The sequence below is a fragment of the Cloacibacterium normanense genome, assembly GCF_002943105.1.
Lineage (GTDB): Bacteria > Bacteroidota > Bacteroidia > Flavobacteriales > Weeksellaceae > Cloacibacterium.
The window spans coordinates 333,396-357,768 of record NZ_PTPZ01000002.1 but is presented as its reverse complement, the minus strand read 5'-3'; the positions used below and the strand labels follow the sequence as shown (position 1 = coordinate 357,768).

The window sequence follows — 24,373 nt, the reverse complement described above, 5'->3', positions numbered from 1 at the left end:
TTAGTTAAGAAAAAAATAATTTCTTAATAATTTTAATTTTTCGTTTATTTGAGATACTTTTGGAGTGGTCAAAATCCCTTTTTAGGAGTAAAACCTCTTATTTTTTCAAAAATATTTTAACTAAAAATAGCGTCAACTTTTAACATTATGTTAATAAACAAGAAAAATAAATCGCTTAATGTTAACTTAATGTTAAGTTTCATAGTCTTTTCTATGCTCCTTAATTCTATGAGCATTATCATATTACAACTTTCCCAAAACGCTCAGCACACCTATACAGGATTAGGTATTTTAGAGTTTTTCAAAGACATTCCTGTAGCTTTAGTTTCTATATTTCTGGTTGATTATATTAAAAGAAAGAGCTTTTATCTCTCACTAGCTATTGCATTATTTATTTGCGCAGTTTGCAGTTTTAGTATTCCATTTTTAACTGAATTTTGGTTTTTAAAAATTTGGTTTGTTCTTATAGGAATTTCGTTTTCTATTGGTAAAATATGTGTTTTCAGCATCATTAAAAATACTACATCTAATGAAAAAGATTTTTCTGTAACTATGAGTAGAACGGAGGCTGCTTTTATGCTAGGTATATTTATTGTAAATATGGAGTTTGCAATTATTCTGAGCAGTAATTATCAAGAGTTTTGGAGATTTGGATTTTGGTTGGTCGGATTTATTTCGTTGTGGACCGCCATCCAACTAATTAAATATCATAAAACGCAACCCTCAGAAGAAACCATTTCTAATACGACTTCAAAAATAGATTTTAGAGTATTAACAGACAAAAAAGTTTTATTCTTTCTCTCATTGATATCCTTAATCATTTTTGCCGAACAAATATTTAATTCATGGCTTCCCATTTTTTATAAAAACTCACTTAATTCTTCTGCTTTTTTTGCACTCCAATCTTCTGCTTTCTTAGCCTTTTTTTCCTTTTTAGGTAGAATTATTACCTCAAAAGCAGTTAAAAGATTTAGTCCAATGAAAATCTTTTACACCAGTTTAATTTCAGGAATAATCTTAATTATTTCCGCATATTTTCTTGGTCAAGAAAATGGTCTAGGCGTAAAAATTTTATTGTTTATTTTTCCGCTTATTGGTTTCTTCATTGCACCGCTTTATCCTATGCTAAATTCCAAATTTTTAGCAAATTATCACGAAAGAAAAATTAGCAGAATGGTTTCATTCATTATTTTATTCACTTCTTTAGGCGGTTCTATAGGTTCTATAAGCACTGCATATATTTTTCAAAAAAATTTAGCAAATTATTACTTGTTATTTGCTTCAATTCCCTTAATTTTGATTCTGATTCTTTCTTCTTTTTTTTCTATCAAAGAAAAAATGTACTAAACAAATAATGATCATGAAACTTGATGACTCCAAAAATAAGATGACGCTTCAAGAATTGATTGATACTAATAATTTTATCAATCAATTATCTGTAGATTGTGCTATCTTTGGCTTTCACGACAAATCTTTAAAGATTTTATTACTTAAATATCACGAGCTCAATCTTTGGGCAATACCAGGTGGTTTTATTTTCGAAGATGAGCACTTAGATGATGCTGCTTATAGAATTTTATACGAAAGAACGCATCTACAAGATGTCTATTTACAACAATTTCACGCATTTGGTGGAATAGACAGAACCGAGAAAAAAAATCCTCACCGCCAGTTATTAGCTAACAAAGGCATAAAAATAAGTAAAGAACATTGGATTAATAAGAGATTTGTCACCATAGGGTATTACGCATTAATTGATTACACTATTTCACACACCTTCCCAGATGCTTTTAATGAAACTTGTGCTTGGTTTGATGTAAATCAACTCCCTGAAATGGCTTTTGATCATAAAGAAATCATTGATAAAGGTTTAGAACATCTTAGAAAAACGCTAGATTATGACATTGTAGGAAGCAACCTGCTGCCTGAAAAATTCACCATGAAAGATTTGCAAAATCTGTATGAAGCCATCTTGGGAGAAAAATTCAGAAGAAACAACTTTCAGCGTAAAATGCTCAGCTTAAATATTTTAGACAGACACGAAAAACTTTTTAGCGGCTCTGCAAATAAGGCACCTTATCTTTATTCTTTTAAGAAAAAATAAATTTTTCAAAATATTATAAAACAAAAAAGCCTTCTCTTTTGAGAAGGCTTCTTAATGTACCCCAGACGGGACTACCATAATACTTTTCTCAATTTTTCTTGTTTTTAATCCGTTTGTATTCAGTATCTTTGAATTATAAAGGAAAACAAAACTATGGGTTTTTTGAAATTTAGTTGATTTAACTTCAAATTTAGCCACCCTTTTAGCCACCCTTTATTTACGTTTATTAAATTTAATTTCATAATGAAGATAGTTTTTGAATTAAGAAAAGAAAAAATAGCTCAAAATGGTTTAATTCCAATTCAACTCGTTGTAAGACACGACGGAAAAAGAATAAGAAAAAATACAGGTCTTTCTGTGTTAGAAAGTCATTGGAATGGACATAGAGTTAAACCCAATCTTAGAAAGGAACCTAACAACAATTATGAAATAATAAATAATGAGTTACAACTAATTGAAGAAAAAGTAAACAAGTTATTTCTTTTTTTAAAGGGTAATGATATTCCTTTTTCAGTCGAAAAATTCAATGAAACATTTGAAAAGAAAGAAGAACCTTCGGATAATAAATTTGATTTTTTTTCTTGTTTTGATGAATACATCAATAAAGGCAAACTAACCAAAACACCAAATACAATAAAGGGACAAATGACTGTAAAAAATTATTTGGACTTCTTTTGTAAAGAAAATGGATTTTCGCTTTCATTTGAAAATATTGACGATGCTTTTTTTGAACATTTGAGAGACTATTCTTACGAAACCAAAAAAATGAAACAAAATTATTTTGCTAAAGTAATTAAGGTTTTAAAGTCATTTTTAAATTGGGCAACTGAAAAAGGATATAACACAAATCGAGAGTTTGAAAAATTCAGAGCAGCTGAACACGATATTGATATTGTTTATCTATCGTTTGATGAGCTTATGAAACTCTATGAAAAAGACTTTGATAATGATAGACTATCTCAAGTCCGAGACTTCTATTGTATGGGTTGTTTTACAGGATTAAGATTTTCTGATTTGTCGAAATTACACTTAGCAAATATTTCTGAAGATCATATTGTTCTTTCTATCCAAAAAACGAAAACCCAAAACCACGCCATTAAACTCAATAAATACGCAAAAGCTATTTTGGAAAAATACAAAGGAACAATCTATGAACCGTTACCTATAATTTCCTCTCAAAAATTTAATGAATACATCAAGGAATGTTGTGAGTTAGTGGAAATCAATCAACTTTTTACTATTCATTGGTTCGTTGGTAACAAGAAAAAAACATTAACTCAACCAAAATATAAGTTTATTACTAGTCACACCGCAAGAAAAACATTCATAACCAATTCTCTACTTTTAGGAATGGAACCGAAAGCCATTAAAAAAATTGCAAACATCAAAAAAGATGCAGTGTTGGACAAATATATGAAAGTAACAGAGGTCTTTACAGACGAACAAATGGATAAAGCCTGGGGATAAAGTTATTGCATATTGCAATATGCAATAACGCTAATTTGTAATTCAATTTTTTTTATTAATATTGCATATCGCAATATGCAATATATGAAAAATTCAAAACAAAATATGAAACCACAGGACATCGTTTTGTTACTAAAAATTATTAGCCTCGATAATGATTCGTGGAATCAATCTTCCGTTGCGGCAGATTTAGGAATAAGCCAAGCTGAAATAAGCGAATCGGTTGCAAGGTCAAAAAATTCAGGATTATTAGACCCAAAAGGAAAAGTAGTAATGAAGTATGCTCTTGCCGAGTTTCTACAATATGGGATAAGATATGCTTTTCCTCAGAAGCCAGGAGCAATAGTCAGAGGAATTCCAACTGCTCATAGTGCTTTACCGCTCAATAATGAAATCCAAAGTGATGAAAAGTATGTTTGGGCTTATGCAAAAGGAAATACAAGAGGTCAAAGTATAGAACCGCTTTATCCATCTGTTCCAGAAGCAGTATTGAAAGATGAAAAATTATATGAATTACTTGCAATCACAGATGCGATTCGTGTTGGGCGAACAAGAGAAAAAGAAATAGCCGTAGAATACCTAAAAAAATATTTAAAAATTGTATAATAAGACCATAAATATAGGAGTTGTAGCGAAAGTAGCAGAAGGTTTACAACAATATAGGGAGCAAGTAGTGTTCGTCGGTGGAGCTGTTATCAGTCTTTATACAGATGACCCAGCAGCCGACGAAATACGTCCCACAAAAGACATTGATTTTACAATTAATATCGTTAATGTAGGAGAATTTCTCAAAACAATCGAGGAATTGGGAAAATTAGGTTTTCATCCAGACCCTTATGGAACATCTATTTGCAGTTACACATACAATAAATATCCTGTAGATATAATTCCTGCCGAAGACAACGCCTTTGGTTCAACCAATCGCTGGTATAAAATAGGTTTTGAGGACTTATGGAAAGTGAAAGCAAAAGATCAGGAAATTTACATCTTATCAGCACCTTGTTTTCTTGCAACAAAGTTTGAAGCATTCAATAGTCGGGGAAAAGATTATAGAACCAGCCACGATATTGAGGACATTATCTACATCATTGATAACAGAATCAGCATTGTAGATGAAATAGCAAAGTGCGATGAGAGAATTTTAGAATTTATTAAATCTGAATTGCAAAAAATCATTGATAAAGGTCTTTTAGAAGAACTCTTGCAAACACATATACACCCATTGATTATTGATGAAAGGATTGAAATTGTAAAAGAAAAAATCAACAGCATTATGAATGCCTGAAAATATTGACGATGGATAGTTTTTGTATTTTTAATCAAAAAACAACACTCTTTATTTTTGAATCAAGTAAAAAAAGTTAAACTTTATTAAAATAGGAGTATTTTAGTTAAAATTTGTTAAATCAGAAGATTTATTGAAGAGGTTAATCTGGATTAATTTAGATTAATCTGGATTGCAAAAAAATTATTTTGGACGAATTTGGATTAAATTAGACCTTTCTGAATCATTTTTAACTGTTTGATTTTCAATAATTAAGTTAATAATATTGCATTTGAATTTAAAATACAATCAAATGTCAGTACAACTTTATTCCCACACCAAAGCAGATTTGGAAAAAGCGGTTGAAATTATTCTAAAAAAAGCAACCGACTTCACATTACCCGTTAAAAAAGAAGAAGAACAACCTGAAGATTTAATTTCTCAAATCGAAGCCACAAAATTTCTGCGCATTTCTGTTCCGACCATTATTGACTGGCGGAAAAATAAGAATCTGCCTCATTACAATTTTAATGGGCGATACTACTACTCTAAAAAGGAACTTTTGGAATACGGAAAAAACCGAAGAATGTAATCTCTGTTCGAGCATTACAATTTCTATTGTTTAACAATTTCGTATTAAAAACCATTCTTAAAATGAGCGAAAAAATTCCCTATTTACGAGTAGGCACCACCTATTACAAAACCATAGAAAAACCATTAATTTCAGGTGATAAAATTTCCATTTTGTTTCGATGGAATCGAGAAACTATTATCAGCGACTGCGGAAAAACCTATCTTTCACAAGTTCCGAAATATGACGGTTTTTGCTGTATTCCAAGTCATCTGAATTATGAAAAAATAATCGAAGGGTTTTACAATATGTACAATGAAATTCCTTATCAACCGATTGAAGAAAGTTTGAATTCCTACGCTTTAAAAGAAAAAATCCAATTTTCTCTGAACTTTATGGAACACATTTTCGGAGAACAATTAGAGTTAGGATTAGATTACATAAAAATATTACTTGAGAAACCCACCCAAATGCTTCCGATTCTATGTTTGGTAAGTAAAGAACGTTCTACAGGGAAATCCACTTTTATCAAATGGCTAAAATCCATTTTCGGGTTGAATATGACTTACATTAAAGGAGATTCCTTTAACAGTCAATTTAATTCAGATTGGGCATCAATGCTCATTGTTGCTATTGATGAAGTGTTTTTCGACAAAAAAGAGATTACTGAGCGCCTTAAGTACCTTTCCACAACAGATAAAGATAAGAAAGAAGCGAAAGGAAAAGATCGTGAGGAAGTTGAATTTTTTGGAAAATTCATTCTTTGTTCCAACAATGAAGACAATTTCATTCAGATTGATGAAGAAGAAATTCGGTTTTGGATTATCAAAGTTAAATCTATAAAAACAGAGAATACTGAATTCCTGCAAAACTTAATCAAAGAAATCCCCTATTTCCTTCGCTTTCTTATTCAAAAACCTTTCCATAGCCAAAAACAAACTCGTATGTGGTTTACCGATTCGGAAATCAGAACCAAGGCTTTACAGAAATTGGTTTGGAAAAACAATAACAAACTTGAATCAAAAATCATTGAGCTTTTGTACGAGTTTTTTGAATCTACCGAAGAAAAAGAAATCCAATTCATTCCGCAAGATATTTTCAATATGCTCGGAAGAATGTTCAGAAACCATTATTGGACTGTAAACGACATCAGAAAACTCCTTAAAGAAAACTGGAAACAAGAACCACAAAATAACTCTTTGGCTTACATCAAATATAATATTGATTATAGTGGAAGTTTTTATCAATCGAATAAAACAGGACGATATTTTACCATAAAAAAAGATTTTATTCTTCAAAAATTTGATGAAATGATGAATTAATTGATAATGAAAAGAAAATCAACAATTTATATCTCATCAAAATCCTCATCAAATTTTAAAACCTTGATTTCTGATGAGAAACTGATGAGCAAAAAATTTGAAGTTTGATGAGATGATGAGACTTTGATGAGAATTTATTTTCCTAATAATCAATTTGTTATACTGTTTTCTCATCAATTCATCAAAATATTTCCAAAAATTAAATCCTGACATTTTACAACTATGAACTGTAAACAATTCAATGCTATAAAGTTGGAAGAAGTCCTCCTTTCTCTCGGACACCATCCAACTAAACAAAATGAAAAAGAAGCTTGGTATCTCAATCCTTTTATCTACGAGTCCAAAGCATCTTTTAAACTTGATAAAAGAAACAACGTCTGGTATCTCCATTCTGAAGGAATAGGTGGAAACAATATTGATTTTATAATGAAATACCTGAAAGCTTCGGTAAAAGAAGTTTTGGAATGGGCAGAAAAGCAGAATTTTTCTTCTTTTCAACCGCAAAACATTATTCGTTCAAAAACTTCAAAACCAAATTATCAAATCACTGAAATCAATGAACTCCAAAATGAAAATCTAAAAAATTATCTTCATCAAAGAGGTCTTTCGACAAAGGTTTATCCGTTAGTCAAAGAAATTCATTTTATCATTGGCGAGAAAAACCTTTATGCTATCGGTTTTGAAAATTTTTCTGGAGGATGGGAACTCCGAAATCCATTTTACAAAGGTTCTTTATTGAAGAAAGATATTTCTGTTATTAAGCTTAATAATGAAAGTCAAAATCAAAATGAAACAGGGAAAAGAATTGTCGTTTTTGAAGGATTTATGGACGCTTTATCTTTTGTTGAAATGAAACCATTTTTCATTGGCGATTTGTTGGTGATGAATTCTATTTCATTGTTGAATAGAACCAAAGAATATTTAAAAATTTATCCCGAAATCCATTTGTTTTTAGACAATGATAAAGCAGGCGAAACTTGTAAAACTTCAATTTTGAAATCATTTCCCGAAGCCAAAAATCATTCTGAAATTTATGCTCTACACAAAGATTTAAATGACTATTTAAAATCAAAAAAGGAAAACAAAAATTCAATAGAAATTTCAAACTCCATTCTTAAAACTGAAGAGGAGGAAATAAAACAAACCCATCAAATTTACCAAAGAAAACGTTGAAAATGCGAGCGCATATTTTTTACCAACTACACGCAGAAGTTAGGAGCTCATTCGCAACTTTGAAGGTCGTTCCTCTCCCAACAAAGTTTCTTCTTCGCTCTGCGAGGCTTTAACCTGCGTAAAATAGATACAGGTTAAATAATTATCAAATTTAACAAAAATGAAGACATCAATCAATTTCAAAGCGTCAAAATCTGATTCCGAAATTCATAATTTCAGAAAGAAATCATTTGACTATATCCGCAAAGATTTAACTCCTAAAAACGAATATTGGATGGAACAAAAGATTGCAGATCGACTGTTAAAAATAGAATCCTATTGTAAAGAAAAATCAGGTAGAAAATTACAGAAAAATGCAATGCCAATAAGAGAAGCTGTGGTTGTGATTAAAGAAAATACCACAATGCAGGATTTACACAACCTATCAAAAAGACTGGAGGAAGAATTAAAAATCCGAATTTTTCAAATTACCATACACAAAGATGAAGGACATTATGATAAAGACACCAAAGAATGGAAACCGAATTATCACGCCCATTTAGTAGCAGATTGGCAGGATTTACAAACTGGAAAAACCTTAAAGCATCAATCTTTTCATTATTCCAAAATGCAAGATTTGGCAGCGGAATGTTTAGAAATGGAAAGAGGCGTTTCAGGTTCGTTGACAAGATTGGAAGCGGTAGAATTTAAAATCAAGAAAAAGGAAGAAGATTTGAAAATTTTGGAAGAACGATACAGCCAAATGCTAAAAGAGATGGAATCTAAAAAATCCGAGGAGTTTATCGTTAAAGAATCTGACTTTTTAGGTTTTCAGAAAATAAAAACGGACAAAACCATTGAAAACTATAAAAAGGTAATTAAAACGAATAACATTCAACTTCTCAAAAATAAAACAGAATTAGAATCCAAAGAGAAACTAATTTCAGAACTGAAAACCAACATTGAAAATTTGAAAAAAGAAGTTTTTCATTTCAAAAGCAAAAACTCCACGCTCTTAACCAATGAAACCGCTTTTGCTGTTGAAAAGAAAAAATATCTGGAATCGGTAGAAAACACACTTAAAAAAGCAATTCTACAAGAAAGTATAAAAATCCCGAATCTGCAAAATCTAAATGACGCTGAACGAAAAGATAAAATGATTGAGATATTGAAAAAAACATCAAAAGAAAATAACATTCCTTTTTCTGCTTTTGAGGAGGTTTTTAAGGATTCTGTGAAAATGGCAAATATTTTTTCATTACTTCGGTTCGGAGAAAGCAGAAATAATCAGTTTGAGGAAGCCAAAACAGAAAGAAAGAGTAAGTTAGGGCGTTAAAAGTGATTTAAGATTCAGATAAAACACCTGAAATGCCTCATTGTTCTTCCAACTCTTTTTTTCTCAGTTTGATAAAATCTATTGGGCGGAGACCATTAATCTCATAAAAAAGGTCTGAAAAGTTTTGTCGTGAAGCAATTCCTGATTTTTCAGCCAAAGCTTCTACTGTAAGTTTTAAGTACTCTTTATCGCTATAAAGTTTTTGGGTGATGTAATTAATTCTGAGTTCGGATAAGTATTTATTGTAATTAATATTTCTTTTCTCACTAATTACTTGTGACAGATAATTGGAATTGGTATCAAACTTTTTTGCCAATTTGTTTAAAGTCAATCCTTTTTCGGTAAACTCTAATTTCTTCTCAAATCTTTCTAATTTCTTTAAAACATCATTAAAAGTCTTTTCATTAAGGCTGGATTTTGCTGATGGTATAATTTCCATATTCTGAACAGGTACAATGGAAACATTTTGCATCAACCTTTGCTCTAATTCCACATATTTTTTTTGAATTTTTTTTTCTTTTTCATAACGATAATATAGTGTAGCAAGGAGTAATAAAATGATTATTGAACTTACAATTATCCATAAGGTACTATTGCTTTCCAACCTGTTTTTAGCATCTAATAATTGTTGGGTATCATATTCTTTATGAATTTTAGAAGAAAGTTCATTAAAATCTTTTGTAATAATGCTGTCTGCCTTCAAAAGACTGTTGGTGTAGTAGAGTTCTTTTTTGGTGTCATTAGTTAATTTTGAATCTTTAATCAAAATTTCATAGTTTTCTCTTAACTCCGGAAGTATAAAATTATTTTTTTGGAAAATGGAATCAACTTTTGTAAAATAATTGTTTGCTTCTTTTTGCTGGTTTAGTGCCGAATAAGATTTGCCCAAATAAAAATAACTTACCGATTCCCAAGCAAAATCTTTATTTTTTTTTATTTCAGGAAGCGCTTTATTTAATAGGTTGATTGATTCCTGATACGATTTGTTATAATAATCTACAATACCTTTACACTTTTGGAAATATGCGTGTTCCAAAGAAAATTCTTTTGAGCCGTATGTTTTAGAAAATCCCACATCAATAAGTGAATCTGCAACTTTGAAATTCCCTAAATTTCTGTAACATATAATTGCCTGATGCAGGCTATTATAATATCCTTTTTTATTATTAAAAATTAAATTAGGGTGAAGCGTTTTATCATTGGAAAGTGGTTCAAAATAAGAAATACAATTTTTGAAATTCTCTAATGCTTCCTGATAATATCCGAGATAACTTTTAACAACGCCAATGTGATATAATATTGTATGCTGTTGAAATTCATCATTGGTTTTCTTTGCATAACTAAAAGCCTTTACATATTCGTCCAAAGCCGTTTTATATTTTTTAAAATAAAAATAATATAAAGTGCCCTTCGTCATATGGGCAGTAACAATTAATTCATTATTGCTTGAATTATTTGCAGATGCAATAGCACTGTCCGCATACTTAAGTTTTACATCTATATTAGAATTATAATAACTCTCATCTAAATAACCTTGGGATAGATAAGAATAATCCTTTTCTTTTTTTGCCTTACTAATATATTGTTTTATGTAAGGTAGTGCCCTCGGATTATTTTCTTCAAAACTTTCATATTTACTACGAATCTCTTCAAAACTTTGAGCAAATAAAATAGAAGTATTGGCTATAAAAACCAATAAGACTATTGAAAGTATATTTTTTTTAAGAATCAAAATAAGAATTTTATTTGCGAATGTTTCAAAAATACATAAAAAGCAACAAATTTTATTACTGAAAACCGTAATGCTAAAAATAAAATGAAAAAAATAATACAAGTTTATACAAATCAGATATTTAGAAAGGTAAAAATCTCGTCCTAATTCGCGAATTAGGACGTCTTAATTTGCGAATCGCGACCACAAAGTGTTGCAGAGCATGAAATTACGCTCTAAATTCGGAACAGAATTCTAAGAAAACCCGGTACCGGGATAAACGAAAATTAACTTAAAAAATTTAAAGAATGAAAAAGTTTATCCCATTAATAATTTTATTTGCTGGCATTTTATCGGCAGTAAGTTGTAGAGAGGCAGATGAAGTAAATGACAGTCCAATAACTGAAAATGTGAGCGCAAAAGTAATGAAAAATATAGAATTAAATCCTAGTACTTCAAAAGTAAATGATAGTATTGCTAATAGCCAAGCTACAGAGGAAAATGATCCTGTAAAGACACCTATAAAATGGTGAAATAAAGATAAAAAATAAAGTAACTTAAAAAATTTAATTATGTTAAATACTATTCTGAAATTTTTATTAGAATTAATGAATCATTTGTTTAATAATTTTCCATCAATATTAATCTAAATACAAATAAAGAGCACCAATTATTTAATCAAAATAAAATCAATATGAAAATAAACTTATTAGTAATACTTACATTTTTTGGTTTGTGTATAAACGCACAAACGAACCGATTTTTCTATGAACTGCAGTCAAGAAAAGACTCAACACAAGAGTACAAAAAAAACTATATGGTATTAGATATAAATCCAAAATCAATAAAGTTTTACGATAAAGATCTTTTGGATTATGACTCCATTAACAAAAGTAAAGAGGGGGTTGCTGAATATAGAACAAATACCAAAACGGATCAGCTAGTAATTAGAAAACCAAACAGTTTTAAAAATGACTGGTATAGAGATTTTAAAGAGTATTTTGTTATTCATACAAATGATGAAATGAAATGGAAATTGTATACTGATTTTAAGAATTATAATGGCTATAAACTCCAAAAAGCGACTACAAATTTTGGTGGAAGAAAATGGACAGCTTGGTTTTCAGAGGAAATAGAAGTGTCCGAAGGTCCATATAAATTTAGGGGATTGCCAGGATTAATTTTTCTCCTAAATGATTCAGAAAATAATTTCATTTATAAATTAGTTAAAAACACAAAGTTAAAAGATACTTATGAAACGAAACAATTTTTGGAAAATCACTATGACCAAAAACCGTTGGTTGTAAGCAATGAAGTTTTTAACAAATACTTAATTGATTTTTATGAAAATCCGACAAGATTAATGGGGGAAAATATAAAAAATGGGGGTAATGCTTCAATTAATGGAAAGGCTATAAAATCTATTGAGGATCTAAATATGATGAAAAAATCACTTCAAAATATAGTTAAAAATAGATATATTTTTATTGAAAAGGATAAAGAGCCAATATTTGGAAAATAAAATCCTAAATATTTTCTAGTATATCCGAAAAGAAAAAAGTAAGTTTTACTAAGGCCACGTTTAATTTATTTTTAAGTGTAATTCCCAATTTTTTAATTAATCAAAATCATTTACAATGTTAAAAAAAAGATTAAAGAAAATCGCTAAGAAATGTGATAACAAAAAAGAGATTGAAATCATTAAGGATGGTAATCTCTCGTCAATCAAAGGAGGTACTAGTGCTGAACTTCAAGTATGTAACACACTTTATGATTGTAGTTTCAATTTTTCTGATTGTCCTCATTTACATAGTTGTGGGGCTAATTTTGCTTAAACCAATTGCAGGCAAAATTTTCATTTTGCCTGTTTTTTTTAAATTATTAATATGAAATTATCAAAATACCATGTAATAACAGATCTATTGGATGATTACGATTTTCCAAACAAACAAATTCTTTTCTCTACAAGAACTGGCACATCATTAATGATTGAATCAGAAATTTATCAAAATTTAAAAACCAAGAATTTTAGCGCAATCAAAAATGACATGGTTGATTTACTTAAAAAGAATTTAATAATTGTGGATTCTGAGGAAGATGAGTTCTTGATAGTTACCTCAGAAAATGACAAATCTAGAGAAGAAGTAGATGTGTTGTCATTCACTATTCAACCTTCTGCAAATTGCCAGCTGGGATGCTATTATTGTGCACAAAATCATTCGAAAGATTATGCATCGGACGACATTATTGAGAAATATGTGAAGAGAATTTTACATTTTTTAAATTCTGGTAAAACTTATCATGGACTCAATATTATTTGGTATGGTGGAGAACCTTTAACAGGATTAAGTTCAATCAAAAAAACTACAAAAAAATTACTTGAAATATGTGATGAGAGAGGTCTTCAGTATAATGCATCAATGGTTACTAATGGACTAAGTTTAAAAAAGCATATTTTCCAAGATTTGGTAACAAATTATAAAATTCGTGATTTTCAAATAACTTTAGATGGCTTAGCTGAATCACATGACCAACGGCGATATACAAAAAGTGGGGAGTCAACCTTTGACATTATTTTCAAAAATATTATTGAGTGCACTGCAACTCAAGCTTATCAAAATAAACAAGGAGGAATTTCAATTAGAATAAATATTGATAAAACAAACCATCAATTTGTTAATCCGCTGTTAGAATATCTTGTAGAAAAGAAAATCAACCAATATGTAGCTGTAAGCTTTGCCCCTATTGTAGACTGGGGTGGTAATGATGCAGGTAAAGATTCATTAACTAATAAACAGTTTGCCGAGAAAGAAATAGAGTGGTTATTATACTGCTTTGACAATAAAATAAAATTATCTAATCTTCTGCCATCAAGAAAATATTATGCATGTATGGTGGAAAGAAATGATTCAGAGGTATTTGATGCTTTTGGGAATATATATAGCTGTTGGGAATTTCCGTATACAGATACATACGGACAAGATAAACATAAGATTGGGAATCTCAACAATGACTACGAAACATATGATGAAAATGCCACCTTAAGAAATTGGTCGGATGAAATAAAAGCGGGAAAAACATGGTGTAAAACATGTTCACATTTGCCAGTTTGTGCTGGTTCTTGCCCTAAGTCATGGTACGAAGGCAAACCTGCTTGCCCCGAATTTAAATTTAACTATAAAGAAAAACTAATTTTAGATTACTATATCAGAAAAGAAAAAGAAATGCTTGCTGATGCTTAAGTTTTTTTCTCAATATGATTTAATGGATTGTGGACCTGCTTGTCTTGCTATGGTTGCATCTCATTATGGCAAAAGTTATGGATTGAGATATCTTCGGGAAAGATGCTTCATAACAAAAGAGGGAGTTTCGCTATTAGGAATAATTGAAGCATCAAAAAAAATAGGTTTTAAAACTATTTCTGCTAAATTAAATACTGACGATTTTGATAATGGGCTTTTGCCATGTATTTTACATTGGAACCAAAACCATTTTGTAGTTCTATATAAAATTTCAAAAAATATTATTACTGGAAAACTTACTTACAAAATTGCAGATCCCGGGCATGGCTTTATCTCATTATATGAAGAAAAATTTAAAAAATCATGGTGTTCAGACGGAGAAAAAGGAGTGGCTCTGTTTTTAGAACCCACAGAAGAATTTTACAAACAAACACCGCCACAGGAAGAAAAACTCTCCATAAAATATTTGCTGAACTATCTCAAGCCCTATAAAAGCCAAATGGGCTGGATGTTTTTCCTGCTTACTTTGGGTACACTTACCACTTTGGTTTTTCCTATTCTTACGCAAAAACTTATAGATGACGGCGTTAGTAAAAAGAATTTTTCAATCATCACTTACATCTTACTTGCACAGTTAGCATTTTTCTTTGGAAATATCGTCATCAATATTTTCCGCAACTGGATTATGCTCGTGGTAGGAACAAAAATTAATATTCAAATTATCTCCGATTTTTTAAAGAAATTGCTCAAACTTCCCATCAAGTTCTTTGACACCAAATTAATGGGCGACTTCAACCAGCGTATCCAAGACCACGAAAGGATTGAAAATTTCCTTACCTCACAAAGTCTTATGACGTTGTTTTCCATCATCACTTTTACTGCTTTTTTTGCGGTGCTTTGGCATTATGATTTTAGGATTTTGGCAGTTTATATGGCTCTTACTGTAATCTCTGTAATATGGTCGCTTTATTGGATGAAAAAAAGAAAATTTTTAGATTACTTCCGCTTCCAACAAAGAAGCGAGAACCAAGAATCAATCTACGAAATCATCAACGGAGTTTCGGAAATGAAACTCAACCAATTTGAAGATTTTAAACGCAGAGAATGGGAGCAAATTCAACAAAAATTGTTTAAAATCAATATCCGAATTCTTAAACTTGACCAAGTTCAACTTTCCGGGTTTGATTTTATTAATCAATTAAAAAATATTGTTGTCACCTTTCTTGCAGCTTCATTTGTGGTAAAAGGACATATGACATTGGGAGCATTGCTAAGCGTTTCCTATATCATCGGACAAATGAATTCACCGGTAAGTCAGCTGATTTCATTTTTCCGTTCATTACAGGATGCAAAATTGAGTTTGTCCCGATTAAATGAAGTTCAAAATCACCCAGAAGAAGAACAAAAAGACCAAGTTCCGCTATTAAGTAAAAAGTATACCGAGCAAAACGGCATTGAGAAAGGTATTTATTTTAAAGATGTGTCTTTTCAGTATGAAGGTCCACAATCTCCGTATGTTTTAAAAAATATCAACCTTTTAATTCCCGATGGAAAGGTTACCTCCATCGTCGGAGCCAGCGGAAGCGGAAAAACTACTCTTATTAAAATGCTTTTGAAATTTTATGAACCTGTGAATGGTAAAATATTTTTTAACCTTCTTAATATTAATGAAATATCGCCATCAGATTTAAGAAAAAACTGTGGCGTAGTAATGCAGGATGGTTTTATTTTCTCCGACACAATAGAAAGAAACATAGCCACAAATGATGAAAAAATAAATTATGAAAAACTTGACAAAGCATTACAAACTGCCAATATCAAATCCTTTGTAGAAGATTTACCTTTAGGATTAAATACTAAAATAGGAGCATCCGGAAATGGAATTTCTGGCGGACAAAAACAGAGAATACTTATTGCAAGAGCGGTTTATAAAAATCCACATTTTATTTTCTTTGATGAAGCAACTTCTGCATTGGATGCCGAAAACGAAAAAATAATCCACGATAATCTTCAATCTTTTTTCAAAGGTAAAACGGTAATTATTGTAGCTCACAGATTGAGCACCGTAAAAAATGCTGACCAAATTATCGTTTTGAAAAATGGAGAAATTGTAGAGCAAGGTAATCATCAAAGTCTGGTGAGTAGAAAATCAGATTACTATAATCTTGTAAAAAACCAGTTGGAACTGGGAAATTAGCCGTCCTAATTCGTAAATTTCATTTTTTGTCGTATAAACAATCTATAAATAATAAAGGGGCTCATTTTTAAAATGAATCCCTTTATATTATTTACCGAAGTATTAATAATTATAAAACCCCTAGATTAATGAGTCTATATAGCATAGCAGATGAGCTAACATTAAAATCTTTTGCTAGTTTAGATACGGTTTCATCCTCGTAAAGGTCACAAGTAAGATTGGAAACTGCTTGAAAAATCAATTTCTCAGGCATCAAAATATTCGCAGCAAAGTAATTTGCTTCTCTTTCAATTTTTTCTTCTTTTGAGGTATATCCGTCCGATTTTTTTCTAAAAAAGACCTTATCAACAAACATATTAGACCTCTCATTATGAAGTACATAATGTCCTAATTCGTGAGCGATAGTAAAACGTTTTCTTTCATTGCCCGAATTTTTATCTACTCCGATAGTGATATTTTCATCACTAATTACTAAGATTCCTGAAGCCTCATCGTTAAACTCGTGTTCAACAATATTTATTCTTTCATTGCGAGCAATTTCTTCTATATTAATGGGATATGATTTAAAAGAATTTTTGTTTCTTTCAATGAAAGTTTTAGTTGAATCTACAACATTTTTTGAAATTGACATATAATGTTATTAAATGGATTGTAGAAAAGTGTATACATTACTATTCTCGTTAAGTATATTTGTCTTATCTATACCTAAGCCAAATATACTAACTCCCTCAAATGGATTCCTTTTTTCTTCTGGAATTAAATGAGTTACTTCTACATTCAAGAAACGTGCAATTTGAAGCACGGTAAAAAGTGTTGGTCTCTGATTTCCTTTTTCAATATTAACAATCGAAGGTCTTGACAAGCCAAGATGATTTGCTAATTCTTCTTGTTTTAGTCCCTTCTTAATCCTAATAGAGGAAATGTTACTGCCCAATACTTCGTAAAATTGGTTTTCATTCATATTAAGTAGGGTTAATTTTTGCACAAACTTACGTAATTATATTTAAATTTAATAAAAATTTTTAATGTAACAAAATTTATTTTCAAAAAAAATTAAATTTTACAAACAAAAATCAATAGCATTATCAAATTTAAAACATTGCCATACAGTATATTATACAAAATGTTTGCCAAATTGACTTTTTTTATTGAAAAAAAGTTTTGAAAAAATTTGGTCGATGAAAAATTAATTTGCAATTTTGTTAAATAAAAAACCAGGCGTTATAAAAAAGCCTAGTTTGGTTTTTACATTTAATGTCATATGACCCTTGCCAGGTCTGACATTTAAAGTGGTATTTTGTATGTAGGAGTTCAAAGATATTACTTTTTAAATTTAAAATCCAAATTTTTAGCTGATTTTAACACTCCCTGACCTAGGGAAAGCCTGACTTTAAATATAGTTTAGAGGCAAAAGTGTATGGAAATTTGCGATGCTAAGTAGCATATGGTGCTGTTGAAATGATACATACGGCTAAAAATTAATTTTAACTATTTAAAAAGCAAAATAATGCAAAATTTAAAAAAGGATGCTTTAGACATCCAAAAAAAATCATTAAAAATCGTTATCGAGGACCAACAATTTAATATCGTCGAGCAATATCTAACTGGGAAGCAGCTCAAAGAGCTTAGAGGCATTCCTTTGGACGTTGATTTGTATTTGAAAATAAAACCGCCATATGAGGACGAGTTGATTGAGAATGATAAGAAAGTCAACTTAGCTCGTCCAGAGGTTGAGGTTTTCTTTGTTAAGAATGCATATGAATTCACATTGAACAGCAGGAAATTTACTTCTTTTAAGCAAATTTTAACAGGGGAAGAAATATTGAAGATTGCCGGGATTACAGATGTGAAATGTGTTACTCTTTACCAGAAATTAAAAGGTTGTGATTTTGAAAAAATTTCTCTAAGCGAGAAGGTTGATTTATCAAATTCTGGAATAGAAAATTTCATAACAAAAGACCCCGAGGTATTTTCATATACAATCAATGATGAGCCTGAGATGACGGACTCTAAAGAGTTAAGCCCAAAACAGATTCTTGAGTTTGCCAAAATTGATAGTACTCTCTATTACTTAATCCAAATATTTGGGGATGGGGCTAAGAAGCATTATGCCTATGAACCAGATGTTTTAATTACTATGTCTTGTAAGGGCTTGGTTTTTATAACAGAAAAATGGCTTGATGTTGCTGATGTAGAGGTCTACGGAAAGGAATGTAAAGACATACCTCCGGCAAAATCTTTCAGAATTAAAATCGACAAGAATTATTTTACAGTAACTGAAAGTAAAATCTCTCGTCAACAGATTATTCAATTAGGAGGTAAACCCAATATTGCAAAGTACGACGTTTACAAATTTCTGAACGGAAATCCGAAACCAATAAGGATTCCTGAAAATACAGTTGTAGACTTGACGGAGAGATGTCTCGTTAGATTTGTTTTACAACCCAAAGAGCAGCAAGATGGAAGAGGCAATAGAATGCAGTTTTCACTTCCACAGGAGGATGTCGATTTTTTGGAAGCTCTAAATCTTGAGTGGGAATGTGTATTGAACAATGGAAATGTGATGTATCTATTAATTTATGATTATCCGATTCCAGAAGGCTATAACACAACCAATGCTACTGTTGCATTGGCGATTAATTCGAGTTATCCAATAACTCAAATTGATATGGCGTATTTCTTTCCCCATTTAAGCAAGGTTAATGGAAGAACCATTTCTTGTGTTACTCCCTTAACAATAGATGGGAAAAATTTTCAGCAATGGTCTCGTCACAGACAAGCGGGTGAATGGGTTCCGGGTGTTGATAATTTATCCACTCATCTTGCTTTGGTAGATGGTTGGTTGTCTAAAGATTTAAATAGATAATGTAATGAATCGAATAAGAATTACAGAGAAACATCACGCCGACATTTATTCGCATCTTTTTCCGGGAGACGGAATGGAGGCTGTTGGTATTGCTTTATGTGGAAAGCATTTCTACAAAGGAAACCAAACATTATTAGTACAGGATTTTTATCCTGTACCTTATGATGTTTGTGAAAGAACAGAAGACTATATACGATGGTCGACTGATTTTATCAATCCTCTATTAGAAAAGGCTCAAAAAGAGAATTTGTCATTATTGAAAATTCATTGTCATCCTTCGGGGTATGATAGGTTCTCGGACTTGGACAGTGAATCTGATTATGCTTTGTTTAGTAGTGTTCATTCTTGGCTTCAATCAAATTATCCACATTCGAGTTGTGTAATGCTACCGGATGGAAAATTATTTGGAAGATTTTTTCACGAAAATATGGAAGAAGAAATCGTCCATCAATTTTCCATTATTGGAAGTGACATTAAGAGTTGGCACTACTCGGATAATGAGCTTTCTGTTAAAAGTGAAGCATTTAAAAGAAACGAGCAAGCATTTGGTAAAAAAACGGTTAAACTATTAAGCAAGATGAAAATTGCGGTAGTAGGCTGTTCGGGTACAGGAAGTCCTAGCATAGAACAATTGACAAGATTGGGAGTTGGCACTTTGGTTTTAGTTGATAATGATTATCTCGATACAGTTAATCTGAATAGAATATTAGGGTCGAATTATACACAAGCCCTCAGTAAAATAAGTAAGGTTGATTTGCTAGAAGCACACGTGAGGGAGATTGGATTAGATACCAAAGTAGAATCTTTCAGGTCTAATTTAGTAAATGAAGATGTTATCAGAGCGGTTGCTGATTGCGATGTTATTTTTGGTTGTGTGGATAGTGCTGAAGGCAGACATATTATGGACTTATTGTCGGCTTATTACATAATCCCTTTAATAGATATTGGGGTTAAGTTTGATGCTGACGGGCAAGGAGGAATTAATGGGCTTTTTGGCTCAGTCCATTATGTAAAACCATTTGGTTCAAGCCTAATGAGCAGAGGACAGTATAACTTAGAACAGGTTGCCTCAGAAGAGATAAAAAGGCGAAACAAAGAGGAATTTGCGAGAAATCAATACCTTGTTGAAGCAGGAGAATCCAGCCCCGCTGTTATTAGTATAAATATGCAAATGTCCTCAATAGCAGTAAATGAGTTGTTGGCGAGGATACATCCATATAGGACATTGAGTAATGCTGAGATTGATGTGATTAGGTCTAATTTTTCCGAAGCGATCACATTTCCTGATGAGCTACCAGAGTCTTGTCCATACTTTTCCAAAAGAGTTGGAAAGGGAAGTGTTTACCCACTTCTTAATCGTTTAGAATTTTCAATAAATGAGAAAGTTGTATAGAACTATTAATAATTGGATTTTTTCCATCTTTAAACGGAAGGAAGCTCATTATAGGTTTTCTTTTGTCGAAGACTTGCCGGAAAAAATTTCTCCTATGAAATTGTATTTTATTGGTGAGCATCAAAATTATTGGCAGGTAGTAATGTTATGCCCATGTGGGTGTGGCTCTCCGTTACATATGAATTTGTTAGAAGAATATTTTCCATATTGGGAATATAAAATCGAAGATGGAAAAGTGTCGCTCTTCCCATCAATTGATAGGTTTGTGGGATGTAAGAGTCATTTTCATTTAATAAAAGGGAAAATAATCTGGCATTAACCAGCCACCCTTTTAGCCACCCTTAAAAAGCAAAAACGCTGAAAATCAGATGATTAACAGCGTTTTTTGTACCCCAGACGGGACTTGAACCCGTACGTCCTTGCGGACACAGGATTTTAAGTCCTGCGTGTCTACCAGTTCCACCACCAGGGCAAAATGGAGAGCGAAAAACGGGATTCGAACCCGCGACCCCAACCTTGGCAAGGTTGTGCTCTACCAGCTGAGCTATTTTCGCATTTCTATTTCGTGTGCGGATGAAGGGACTCGAACCCCCACGCCTCACGGCACCAGATCCTAAGTCTGGCGTGGCTACCAATTACACCACATCCGCTAGTATTTAAAGAACTTTGTTCGTTTTTTGTGAGTGCAAATATAGAAACTTTTTCCTAATGTTCACAACTTTTTTTTGAAAATTTTTATTTTTTGAAAAAAAAACTTAGAAATTAGATTTTTCTTTCTCTTTTTATTACTTTTACAACTTTAAGATTAATAGATATGGAATTACAAGGAACGGTTAAGAAAATATTTGATACCCAGACTTTTGCAAGCGGTTTTCAAAAAAGAGAAATGGTTTTATTGACTCAGGAACAATATCCTCAGCCTATTTCAATAGAATTTTTATCAGATAAAATTAATTTATTAGATAATATTTCTGAAGGCGAAACTGTAAAATTAGGAATCAATATTAGAGGTAGAGAGTGGACTAACCCACAAGGTGAAGTAAAATATTTCAACTCTATTACGGCTTGGAGATTAGAAAAAGTAGCAGATAACGGTGCTCAACCTACTTATGCTGCCCCATCTACTGCAGCTACTCCAGCTACAACAAACGAAAATCCTTTCGCAGACGAAGGTGATGACGATTTACCTTTCTAAAATAATAGAAATTTTATACATTTGAAATCCTACTTTAAAAAGTGGGATTTCGTTTTTAAAATAAGATATGTTTCTACTAGATTCCGAAGAAATTGCTTTTCCAGACCCTGCTTTGTATGATTTCGAAGGAGGATTATTGGCAATGGGCGGAGATTTATCTCCAGAAAGAATCTGGTTTGCTTATCAGAACGGGATTTTCCCGTGGTTTAATCCTGAAGATGATATTTTGTGGTGGTGTCCCGATCCTAGATTCGTATTATTTCCAGAAGATTTGAAAATTTCTAAATCCATGAAGAAAATTCTGCGAGAAGGAAAATTTACTTTTACCGAAAACAAATGTTTCGAAGAAGTGATGAAAAACTGCCAAGCCGCAGAAAGAAAAGGACAAGACGGAACATGGATTACCGATGAAATGATAAAAGCTTATAGCACTCTGCATCGTTTTGGAAAAGCCAAAAGCATAGAAGTTTGGGAAAATGATGAATTGGTGGGAGGTTTATATGGTGTAGATTTAGGTCATATCTTCTGTGGAGAAAGCATGTTCGCCAAAGTGAGCAATGCAAGTAAAGCGGGTTTTATTTATTTTGTAGAAAAATATAAAAATCAGTATGAGCTGATTGATTGCCAAATTTACACCGAACATTTAGCTTCTTTAGGTGCTAAAGAAATTCCTAAAAGGGAGTTTCTGAAAATTTTAAAACAAAATTTCTCAGACGAGAACGTAAAATAATAAAGAAATTGCGCCCCGAGTTGAGCGGAGCTCTTTTTAAAATTAACAAATTTTAAAAAAGCGAGAGCGGAACGAGGAAATTGGCGCCCAAAAAATAAAAAAAATATGAACCCTGAAAAAGAAAAATGGATTTTATTGGTATTGCTCTCTCTGATTTGGGGCTCTTCTTTTATTTTGATAAAAAAATCGCTAGAACATTTTAATCCGTATCAAGTAGGAGCGCTAAGAGTTCTTATTTCTGGGGTTTTACTCTCGCCGATTGCTTTATTGAACATCAAAAAGTTCCCTAAATCACATCTAAAATGGTTGATTATAGCCGCGCTTTGTGGAAATTTTATTCCCATGTTCTTATTCCCTATTGCGGAAACCAAAGTCAGCAGCAGTATTGCAGGAATTATCAATTCTACGATGCCGCTTTTCGTTATTTTGGTAGGTGCAGCATTTTGGAAAACCAAAACCACTCCTCGACAAATTTTGGGAATTATCATCAGTTTTTTTGGAGTGATTTTATTGATGAATTCAGGACATGATAATAACACAGAACACTTATTTTACATAGGATTATTACTTTTTGCAGCTTTCTTGTACGCTGTAAGCGTGACTACAGTTGGCGCAAAACTCACGCATATTCCTGCGAAACTCTTGTCCTCATTTGTATTTTTCTACGTCTTGTTTTTACCATCTTTATTGGCTTTATATTTCTCAAATTTCTTCCACGAGTTTTCTTTTACAAGAGAAAATATGATAGGATTGGGATTTGTAGCGACTTTATCCATCTTCGGAACTGGACTAGCCATGATGTTACAATATAGATTAATGAACGTTTCTAATCCGCTGTTTGCGTCTACCGTAACTTTATTAATGCCAATCGTGGCGGTAGCTTGGGGAATCTTAGACGGAGAAAGTTTTACTTTTTTACAAGGAATAGGCGGTGCAATTATTCTGGGAGGATTAATTTTTCTAAGAAAGAAAAAAAGCTAATATTTTTACATAAAAAAACTGCATAACCCCTTAGGAAGCAATGCAGTTTGAAATAAATCTAATAAAAAGTAAAAATGAAAGGTGACAAAGATAAAATTTTTTTTCAATAAAATTCAAAAATGTTTGAAAATTTTTTATGATTTCCGTCATTTAGCTGATTGATAAGAATTAATTACCTTTGCAACATGTTAATTTCTGAATACATATCCAAAGATTTTCCCGCTTTTGAAGTTGATTCATCAGCAGAAGAAGCACTAGAAATAGCCTCTGAATTTGGTTTCACCCATGTTTTTGTACAAAAAAACAATCTTTTTTTGGGAGGAATCTGCAAGGAATTTTTGGAAGAAAATCCAGATAAAAATTTAGAAGAACTTCTTATTCACATCGAACGTTTTGCTATTTTAGAAGGCGGAACCGTATTAGATACTGTAAAATTATTCTATACTTTTAACGCTAATATTATTCCCATTATCAATAAAAATGAAGAATATCTAGGATACATTGCTTACGATGATGTTTTTAATGAACTGTCGAAATATCCTTTATTTTCTGAAAACGGAGCGGTTTTAACGGTAGAAACCAACTTAAAATCGTTTTCGATGACCGAAATTGCCAAAATTGTAGAAAGCAACAATTCTAAATTTTACGGAGCGTTCATCAGTCATGTAAATGATGATGTAATACAAGTTACCATGAAAATTAATCATGATAATTTAAGCTCCATAGACGAAACCTTCGACCGATTTGGTTATCACGTAGTTCATAAATTTTATAACGACGAAAAAGAAGAACTCATCAAAGACCGATATCAATATTTTCAAAAATATTTAGAATTTTAATGT

24 protein-coding genes and 3 tRNA genes are annotated in these 24,373 nt (G+C 31.5%); 21 read left to right on the top strand and 6 right to left on the bottom strand.

The features are described 5' to 3' along the window. Positions 1-147: 147 nt before the first annotated feature. The 9 genes from C3729_RS04715 to C3729_RS04675 all read left to right on the top strand — a co-directional run bounded on the left by C3729_RS04715 (position 148) and on the right by C3729_RS04675 (position 9,216). Positions 148-1,347 carry an MFS transporter gene (locus C3729_RS04715; protein WP_104793089.1) on the top strand — a complete coding sequence of 400 codons (1,200 nt, stop codon included), beginning with the start codon at positions 148-150 and terminating at the stop codon, positions 1,345-1,347. 13 nt (positions 1,348-1,360) lie between these two features. Further along, a complete protein-coding gene (locus C3729_RS04710; RefSeq protein ID WP_104793226.1) occupies positions 1,361-2,104 on the top strand; it encodes an NUDIX hydrolase in 744 nt (247 codons plus the stop codon). A 243-nt stretch (positions 2,105-2,347) separates the two neighbouring features. Continuing rightward, complete coding sequence (locus C3729_RS04705; protein WP_104793088.1) at positions 2,348-3,571, top strand: site-specific integrase; 1,224 nt, start codon at positions 2,348-2,350, stop codon at positions 3,569-3,571. Positions 3,572-3,655: 84 nt separating this feature from the next. Then, complete coding sequence (locus C3729_RS04700; RefSeq protein ID WP_104793225.1) at positions 3,656-4,177, top strand: hypothetical protein; 522 nt, start codon at positions 3,656-3,658, stop codon at positions 4,175-4,177. After that, positions 4,170-4,856 carry a nucleotidyl transferase AbiEii/AbiGii toxin family protein gene (locus tag C3729_RS04695; RefSeq protein ID WP_104793087.1) on the top strand — a complete coding sequence of 229 codons (687 nt, stop codon included), beginning with the start codon at positions 4,170-4,172 and terminating at the stop codon, positions 4,854-4,856. Before C3729_RS04700 ends, C3729_RS04695 begins: the two co-directional genes overlap by 8 nt. 292 nt (positions 4,857-5,148) lie before the next feature. After that, on the top strand, positions 5,149-5,427 hold the full coding sequence (locus C3729_RS04690) for a helix-turn-helix domain-containing protein (RefSeq protein WP_104793086.1): 279 nt from the start codon (positions 5,149-5,151) through the stop codon (positions 5,425-5,427). A gap of 62 nt (positions 5,428-5,489) precedes the next feature. Continuing rightward, the gene (locus C3729_RS04685) at positions 5,490-6,728 is read left to right on the top strand and encodes a primase-helicase family protein (RefSeq protein ID WP_104793085.1); all 1,239 of its coding nucleotides are present in this window, start codon (positions 5,490-5,492) and stop codon (positions 6,726-6,728) included. 222 nt (positions 6,729-6,950) lie between these two features. Then, complete coding sequence (locus C3729_RS04680; RefSeq protein WP_104793084.1) at positions 6,951-7,901, top strand: toprim domain-containing protein; 951 nt, start codon at positions 6,951-6,953, stop codon at positions 7,899-7,901. Between the two features lie 160 nt (positions 7,902-8,061). Then, a complete protein-coding gene (locus C3729_RS04675) occupies positions 8,062-9,216 on the top strand; it encodes a hypothetical protein (RefSeq protein ID WP_104793083.1) in 1,155 nt (384 codons plus the stop codon). Between the two features lie 37 nt (positions 9,217-9,253). On the opposite strand, the gene C3729_RS04670 is transcribed toward C3729_RS04675, so the two are convergent. Then, positions 9,254-10,948, bottom strand: a complete 1,695-nt coding sequence (locus C3729_RS04670) for an AraC family transcriptional regulator (RefSeq protein ID WP_104793224.1) — start codon at positions 10,946-10,948, stop codon at positions 9,254-9,256. A gap of 287 nt (positions 10,949-11,235) precedes the next feature. Between C3729_RS04670 and C3729_RS04665 the strand changes: the two genes are divergently transcribed. The 5 genes from C3729_RS04665 (at position 11,236) to C3729_RS04645 (ending at position 16,366) form a co-directional block, all read left to right on the top strand. Beyond that, positions 11,236-11,460 carry a hypothetical protein gene (locus tag C3729_RS04665; protein WP_104793082.1) on the top strand — a complete coding sequence of 75 codons (225 nt, stop codon included), beginning with the start codon at positions 11,236-11,238 and terminating at the stop codon, positions 11,458-11,460. Between the two features lie 161 nt (positions 11,461-11,621). Next, positions 11,622-12,449 carry a GLPGLI family protein gene (locus tag C3729_RS04660; protein WP_104793081.1) on the top strand — a complete coding sequence of 276 codons (828 nt, stop codon included), beginning with the start codon at positions 11,622-11,624 and terminating at the stop codon, positions 12,447-12,449. Positions 12,450-12,564: 115 nt separating this feature from the next. Then, entirely contained in the window at positions 12,565-12,762 is a 198-nt protein-coding gene (locus C3729_RS04655; RefSeq protein ID WP_104793080.1) for a hypothetical protein, read from the top strand. A gap of 51 nt (positions 12,763-12,813) precedes the next feature. Beyond that, positions 12,814-14,169, top strand: coding sequence for a radical SAM/SPASM domain-containing protein (locus C3729_RS04650; RefSeq protein WP_104793079.1), 1,356 nt, complete (start codon positions 12,814-12,816; stop codon positions 14,167-14,169). Further along, positions 14,162-16,366: a peptidase domain-containing ABC transporter gene (locus C3729_RS04645; RefSeq protein WP_104793078.1), complete on the top strand. Its 2,205-nt coding sequence runs from the start codon at positions 14,162-14,164 to the stop codon at positions 16,364-16,366. Before C3729_RS04650 ends, C3729_RS04645 begins: the two co-directional genes overlap by 8 nt. A gap of 109 nt (positions 16,367-16,475) precedes the next feature. Here C3729_RS04645 and C3729_RS04640 read toward each other — a convergent pair whose 3' ends face one another. Continuing rightward, positions 16,476-16,997, bottom strand: coding sequence for an ImmA/IrrE family metallo-endopeptidase (locus C3729_RS04640; protein ID WP_104793077.1), 522 nt, complete (start codon positions 16,995-16,997; stop codon positions 16,476-16,478). Positions 16,998-17,006: 9 nt separating this feature from the next. Then, entirely contained in the window at positions 17,007-17,327 is a 321-nt protein-coding gene (locus C3729_RS04635; protein ID WP_104793076.1) for a helix-turn-helix domain-containing protein, read from the bottom strand. A 546-nt stretch (positions 17,328-17,873) separates the two neighbouring features. Here C3729_RS04635 and C3729_RS04630 point away from each other — a divergent pair. The 3 genes from C3729_RS04630 to C3729_RS13450 are packed head-to-tail and all read left to right on the top strand — an operon-like array spanning position 17,874 to position 20,944. Further along, positions 17,874-19,232 (top strand): multiubiquitin domain-containing protein, encoded by a 1,359-nt coding sequence (locus C3729_RS04630; protein WP_104793075.1) that lies wholly within the window; start codon positions 17,874-17,876, stop codon positions 19,230-19,232. A gap of 4 nt (positions 19,233-19,236) precedes the next feature. Beyond that, complete coding sequence (locus tag C3729_RS04625) at positions 19,237-20,625, top strand: HesA/MoeB/ThiF family protein (protein ID WP_104793074.1); 1,389 nt, start codon at positions 19,237-19,239, stop codon at positions 20,623-20,625. Then, complete coding sequence (locus tag C3729_RS13450; RefSeq protein ID WP_104793073.1) at positions 20,609-20,944, top strand: DUF6527 family protein; 336 nt, start codon at positions 20,609-20,611, stop codon at positions 20,942-20,944. Before C3729_RS04625 ends, C3729_RS13450 begins: the two co-directional genes overlap by 17 nt. A 69-nt stretch (positions 20,945-21,013) precedes the next feature. Here the strand turns inward: C3729_RS13450 and C3729_RS04615 are convergent. From C3729_RS04615 to C3729_RS04605, 3 genes are all read right to left on the bottom strand, one after another. Further along, positions 21,014-21,097 (bottom strand) — tRNA-Leu (locus tag C3729_RS04615). 9 nt (positions 21,098-21,106) lie between these two features. Then, positions 21,107-21,179: transfer RNA gene (locus C3729_RS04610), tRNA-Gly, on the bottom strand. A 14-nt stretch (positions 21,180-21,193) separates the two neighbouring features. Then, positions 21,194-21,275 (bottom strand) — tRNA-Leu (locus C3729_RS04605). Positions 21,276-21,439: 164 nt separating this feature from the next. Here C3729_RS04605 and C3729_RS04600 point away from each other — a divergent pair. From C3729_RS04600 to C3729_RS04585, 4 genes are all read left to right on the top strand, one after another. Beyond that, positions 21,440-21,820 carry a DUF3127 domain-containing protein gene (locus C3729_RS04600; protein WP_104793072.1) on the top strand — a complete coding sequence of 127 codons (381 nt, stop codon included), beginning with the start codon at positions 21,440-21,442 and terminating at the stop codon, positions 21,818-21,820. A gap of 67 nt (positions 21,821-21,887) precedes the next feature. Beyond that, on the top strand, positions 21,888-22,550 hold the full coding sequence (gene aat, locus C3729_RS04595; RefSeq protein ID WP_104793071.1) for a leucyl/phenylalanyl-tRNA--protein transferase: 663 nt from the start codon (positions 21,888-21,890) through the stop codon (positions 22,548-22,550). A gap of 105 nt (positions 22,551-22,655) precedes the next feature. Further along, complete coding sequence (locus C3729_RS04590) at positions 22,656-23,531, top strand: DMT family transporter (protein WP_104793070.1); 876 nt, start codon at positions 22,656-22,658, stop codon at positions 23,529-23,531. Positions 23,532-23,716: 185 nt separating this feature from the next. Continuing rightward, complete coding sequence (locus tag C3729_RS04585; RefSeq protein WP_069799749.1) at positions 23,717-24,370, top strand: CBS domain-containing protein; 654 nt, start codon at positions 23,717-23,719, stop codon at positions 24,368-24,370. Positions 24,371-24,373: the final 3 nt, after the last annotated feature.

Coding starts and splice junctions, on each gene's coding strand:
- C3729_RS04715 (WP_104793089.1), top strand. CDS start 148: ATGTTAATAAACAAGAAAAATAAATCGCTTAATGTTAACTTAATGTTA.
- C3729_RS04710 (WP_104793226.1), top strand. CDS start 1,361: ATGAAACTTGATGACTCCAAAAATAAGATGACGCTTCAAGAATTGATT.
- C3729_RS04705 (WP_104793088.1), top strand. CDS start 2,348: ATGAAGATAGTTTTTGAATTAAGAAAAGAAAAAATAGCTCAAAATGGT.
- C3729_RS04700 (WP_104793225.1), top strand. CDS start 3,656: ATGAAAAATTCAAAACAAAATATGAAACCACAGGACATCGTTTTGTTA.
- C3729_RS04690 (WP_104793086.1), top strand. CDS start 5,149: ATGTCAGTACAACTTTATTCCCACACCAAAGCAGATTTGGAAAAAGCG.
- C3729_RS04685 (WP_104793085.1), top strand. CDS start 5,490: ATGAGCGAAAAAATTCCCTATTTACGAGTAGGCACCACCTATTACAAA.
- C3729_RS04680 (WP_104793084.1), top strand. CDS start 6,951: ATGAACTGTAAACAATTCAATGCTATAAAGTTGGAAGAAGTCCTCCTT.
- C3729_RS04675 (WP_104793083.1), top strand. CDS start 8,062: ATGAAGACATCAATCAATTTCAAAGCGTCAAAATCTGATTCCGAAATT.
- C3729_RS04665 (WP_104793082.1), top strand. CDS start 11,236: ATGAAAAAGTTTATCCCATTAATAATTTTATTTGCTGGCATTTTATCG.
- C3729_RS04660 (WP_104793081.1), top strand. CDS start 11,622: ATGAAAATAAACTTATTAGTAATACTTACATTTTTTGGTTTGTGTATA.
- C3729_RS04655 (WP_104793080.1), top strand. CDS start 12,565: ATGTTAAAAAAAAGATTAAAGAAAATCGCTAAGAAATGTGATAACAAA.
- C3729_RS04650 (WP_104793079.1), top strand. CDS start 12,814: ATGAAATTATCAAAATACCATGTAATAACAGATCTATTGGATGATTAC.
- C3729_RS04645 (WP_104793078.1), top strand. CDS start 14,162: ATGCTTAAGTTTTTTTCTCAATATGATTTAATGGATTGTGGACCTGCT.
- C3729_RS04640 (WP_104793077.1), bottom strand. CDS start 16,997: ATGTCAATTTCAAAAAATGTTGTAGATTCAACTAAAACTTTCATTGAA.
- C3729_RS04635 (WP_104793076.1), bottom strand. CDS start 17,327: ATGAATGAAAACCAATTTTACGAAGTATTGGGCAGTAACATTTCCTCT.
- C3729_RS04630 (WP_104793075.1), top strand. CDS start 17,874: ATGCAAAATTTAAAAAAGGATGCTTTAGACATCCAAAAAAAATCATTA.
- C3729_RS04625 (WP_104793074.1), top strand. CDS start 19,237: ATGAATCGAATAAGAATTACAGAGAAACATCACGCCGACATTTATTCG.
- C3729_RS13450 (WP_104793073.1), top strand. CDS start 20,609: ATGAGAAAGTTGTATAGAACTATTAATAATTGGATTTTTTCCATCTTT.
- C3729_RS04600 (WP_104793072.1), top strand. CDS start 21,440: ATGGAATTACAAGGAACGGTTAAGAAAATATTTGATACCCAGACTTTT.
- aat (WP_104793071.1), top strand. CDS start 21,888: ATGTTTCTACTAGATTCCGAAGAAATTGCTTTTCCAGACCCTGCTTTG.
- C3729_RS04590 (WP_104793070.1), top strand. CDS start 22,656: ATGAACCCTGAAAAAGAAAAATGGATTTTATTGGTATTGCTCTCTCTG.
- C3729_RS04585 (WP_069799749.1), top strand. CDS start 23,717: ATGTTAATTTCTGAATACATATCCAAAGATTTTCCCGCTTTTGAAGTT.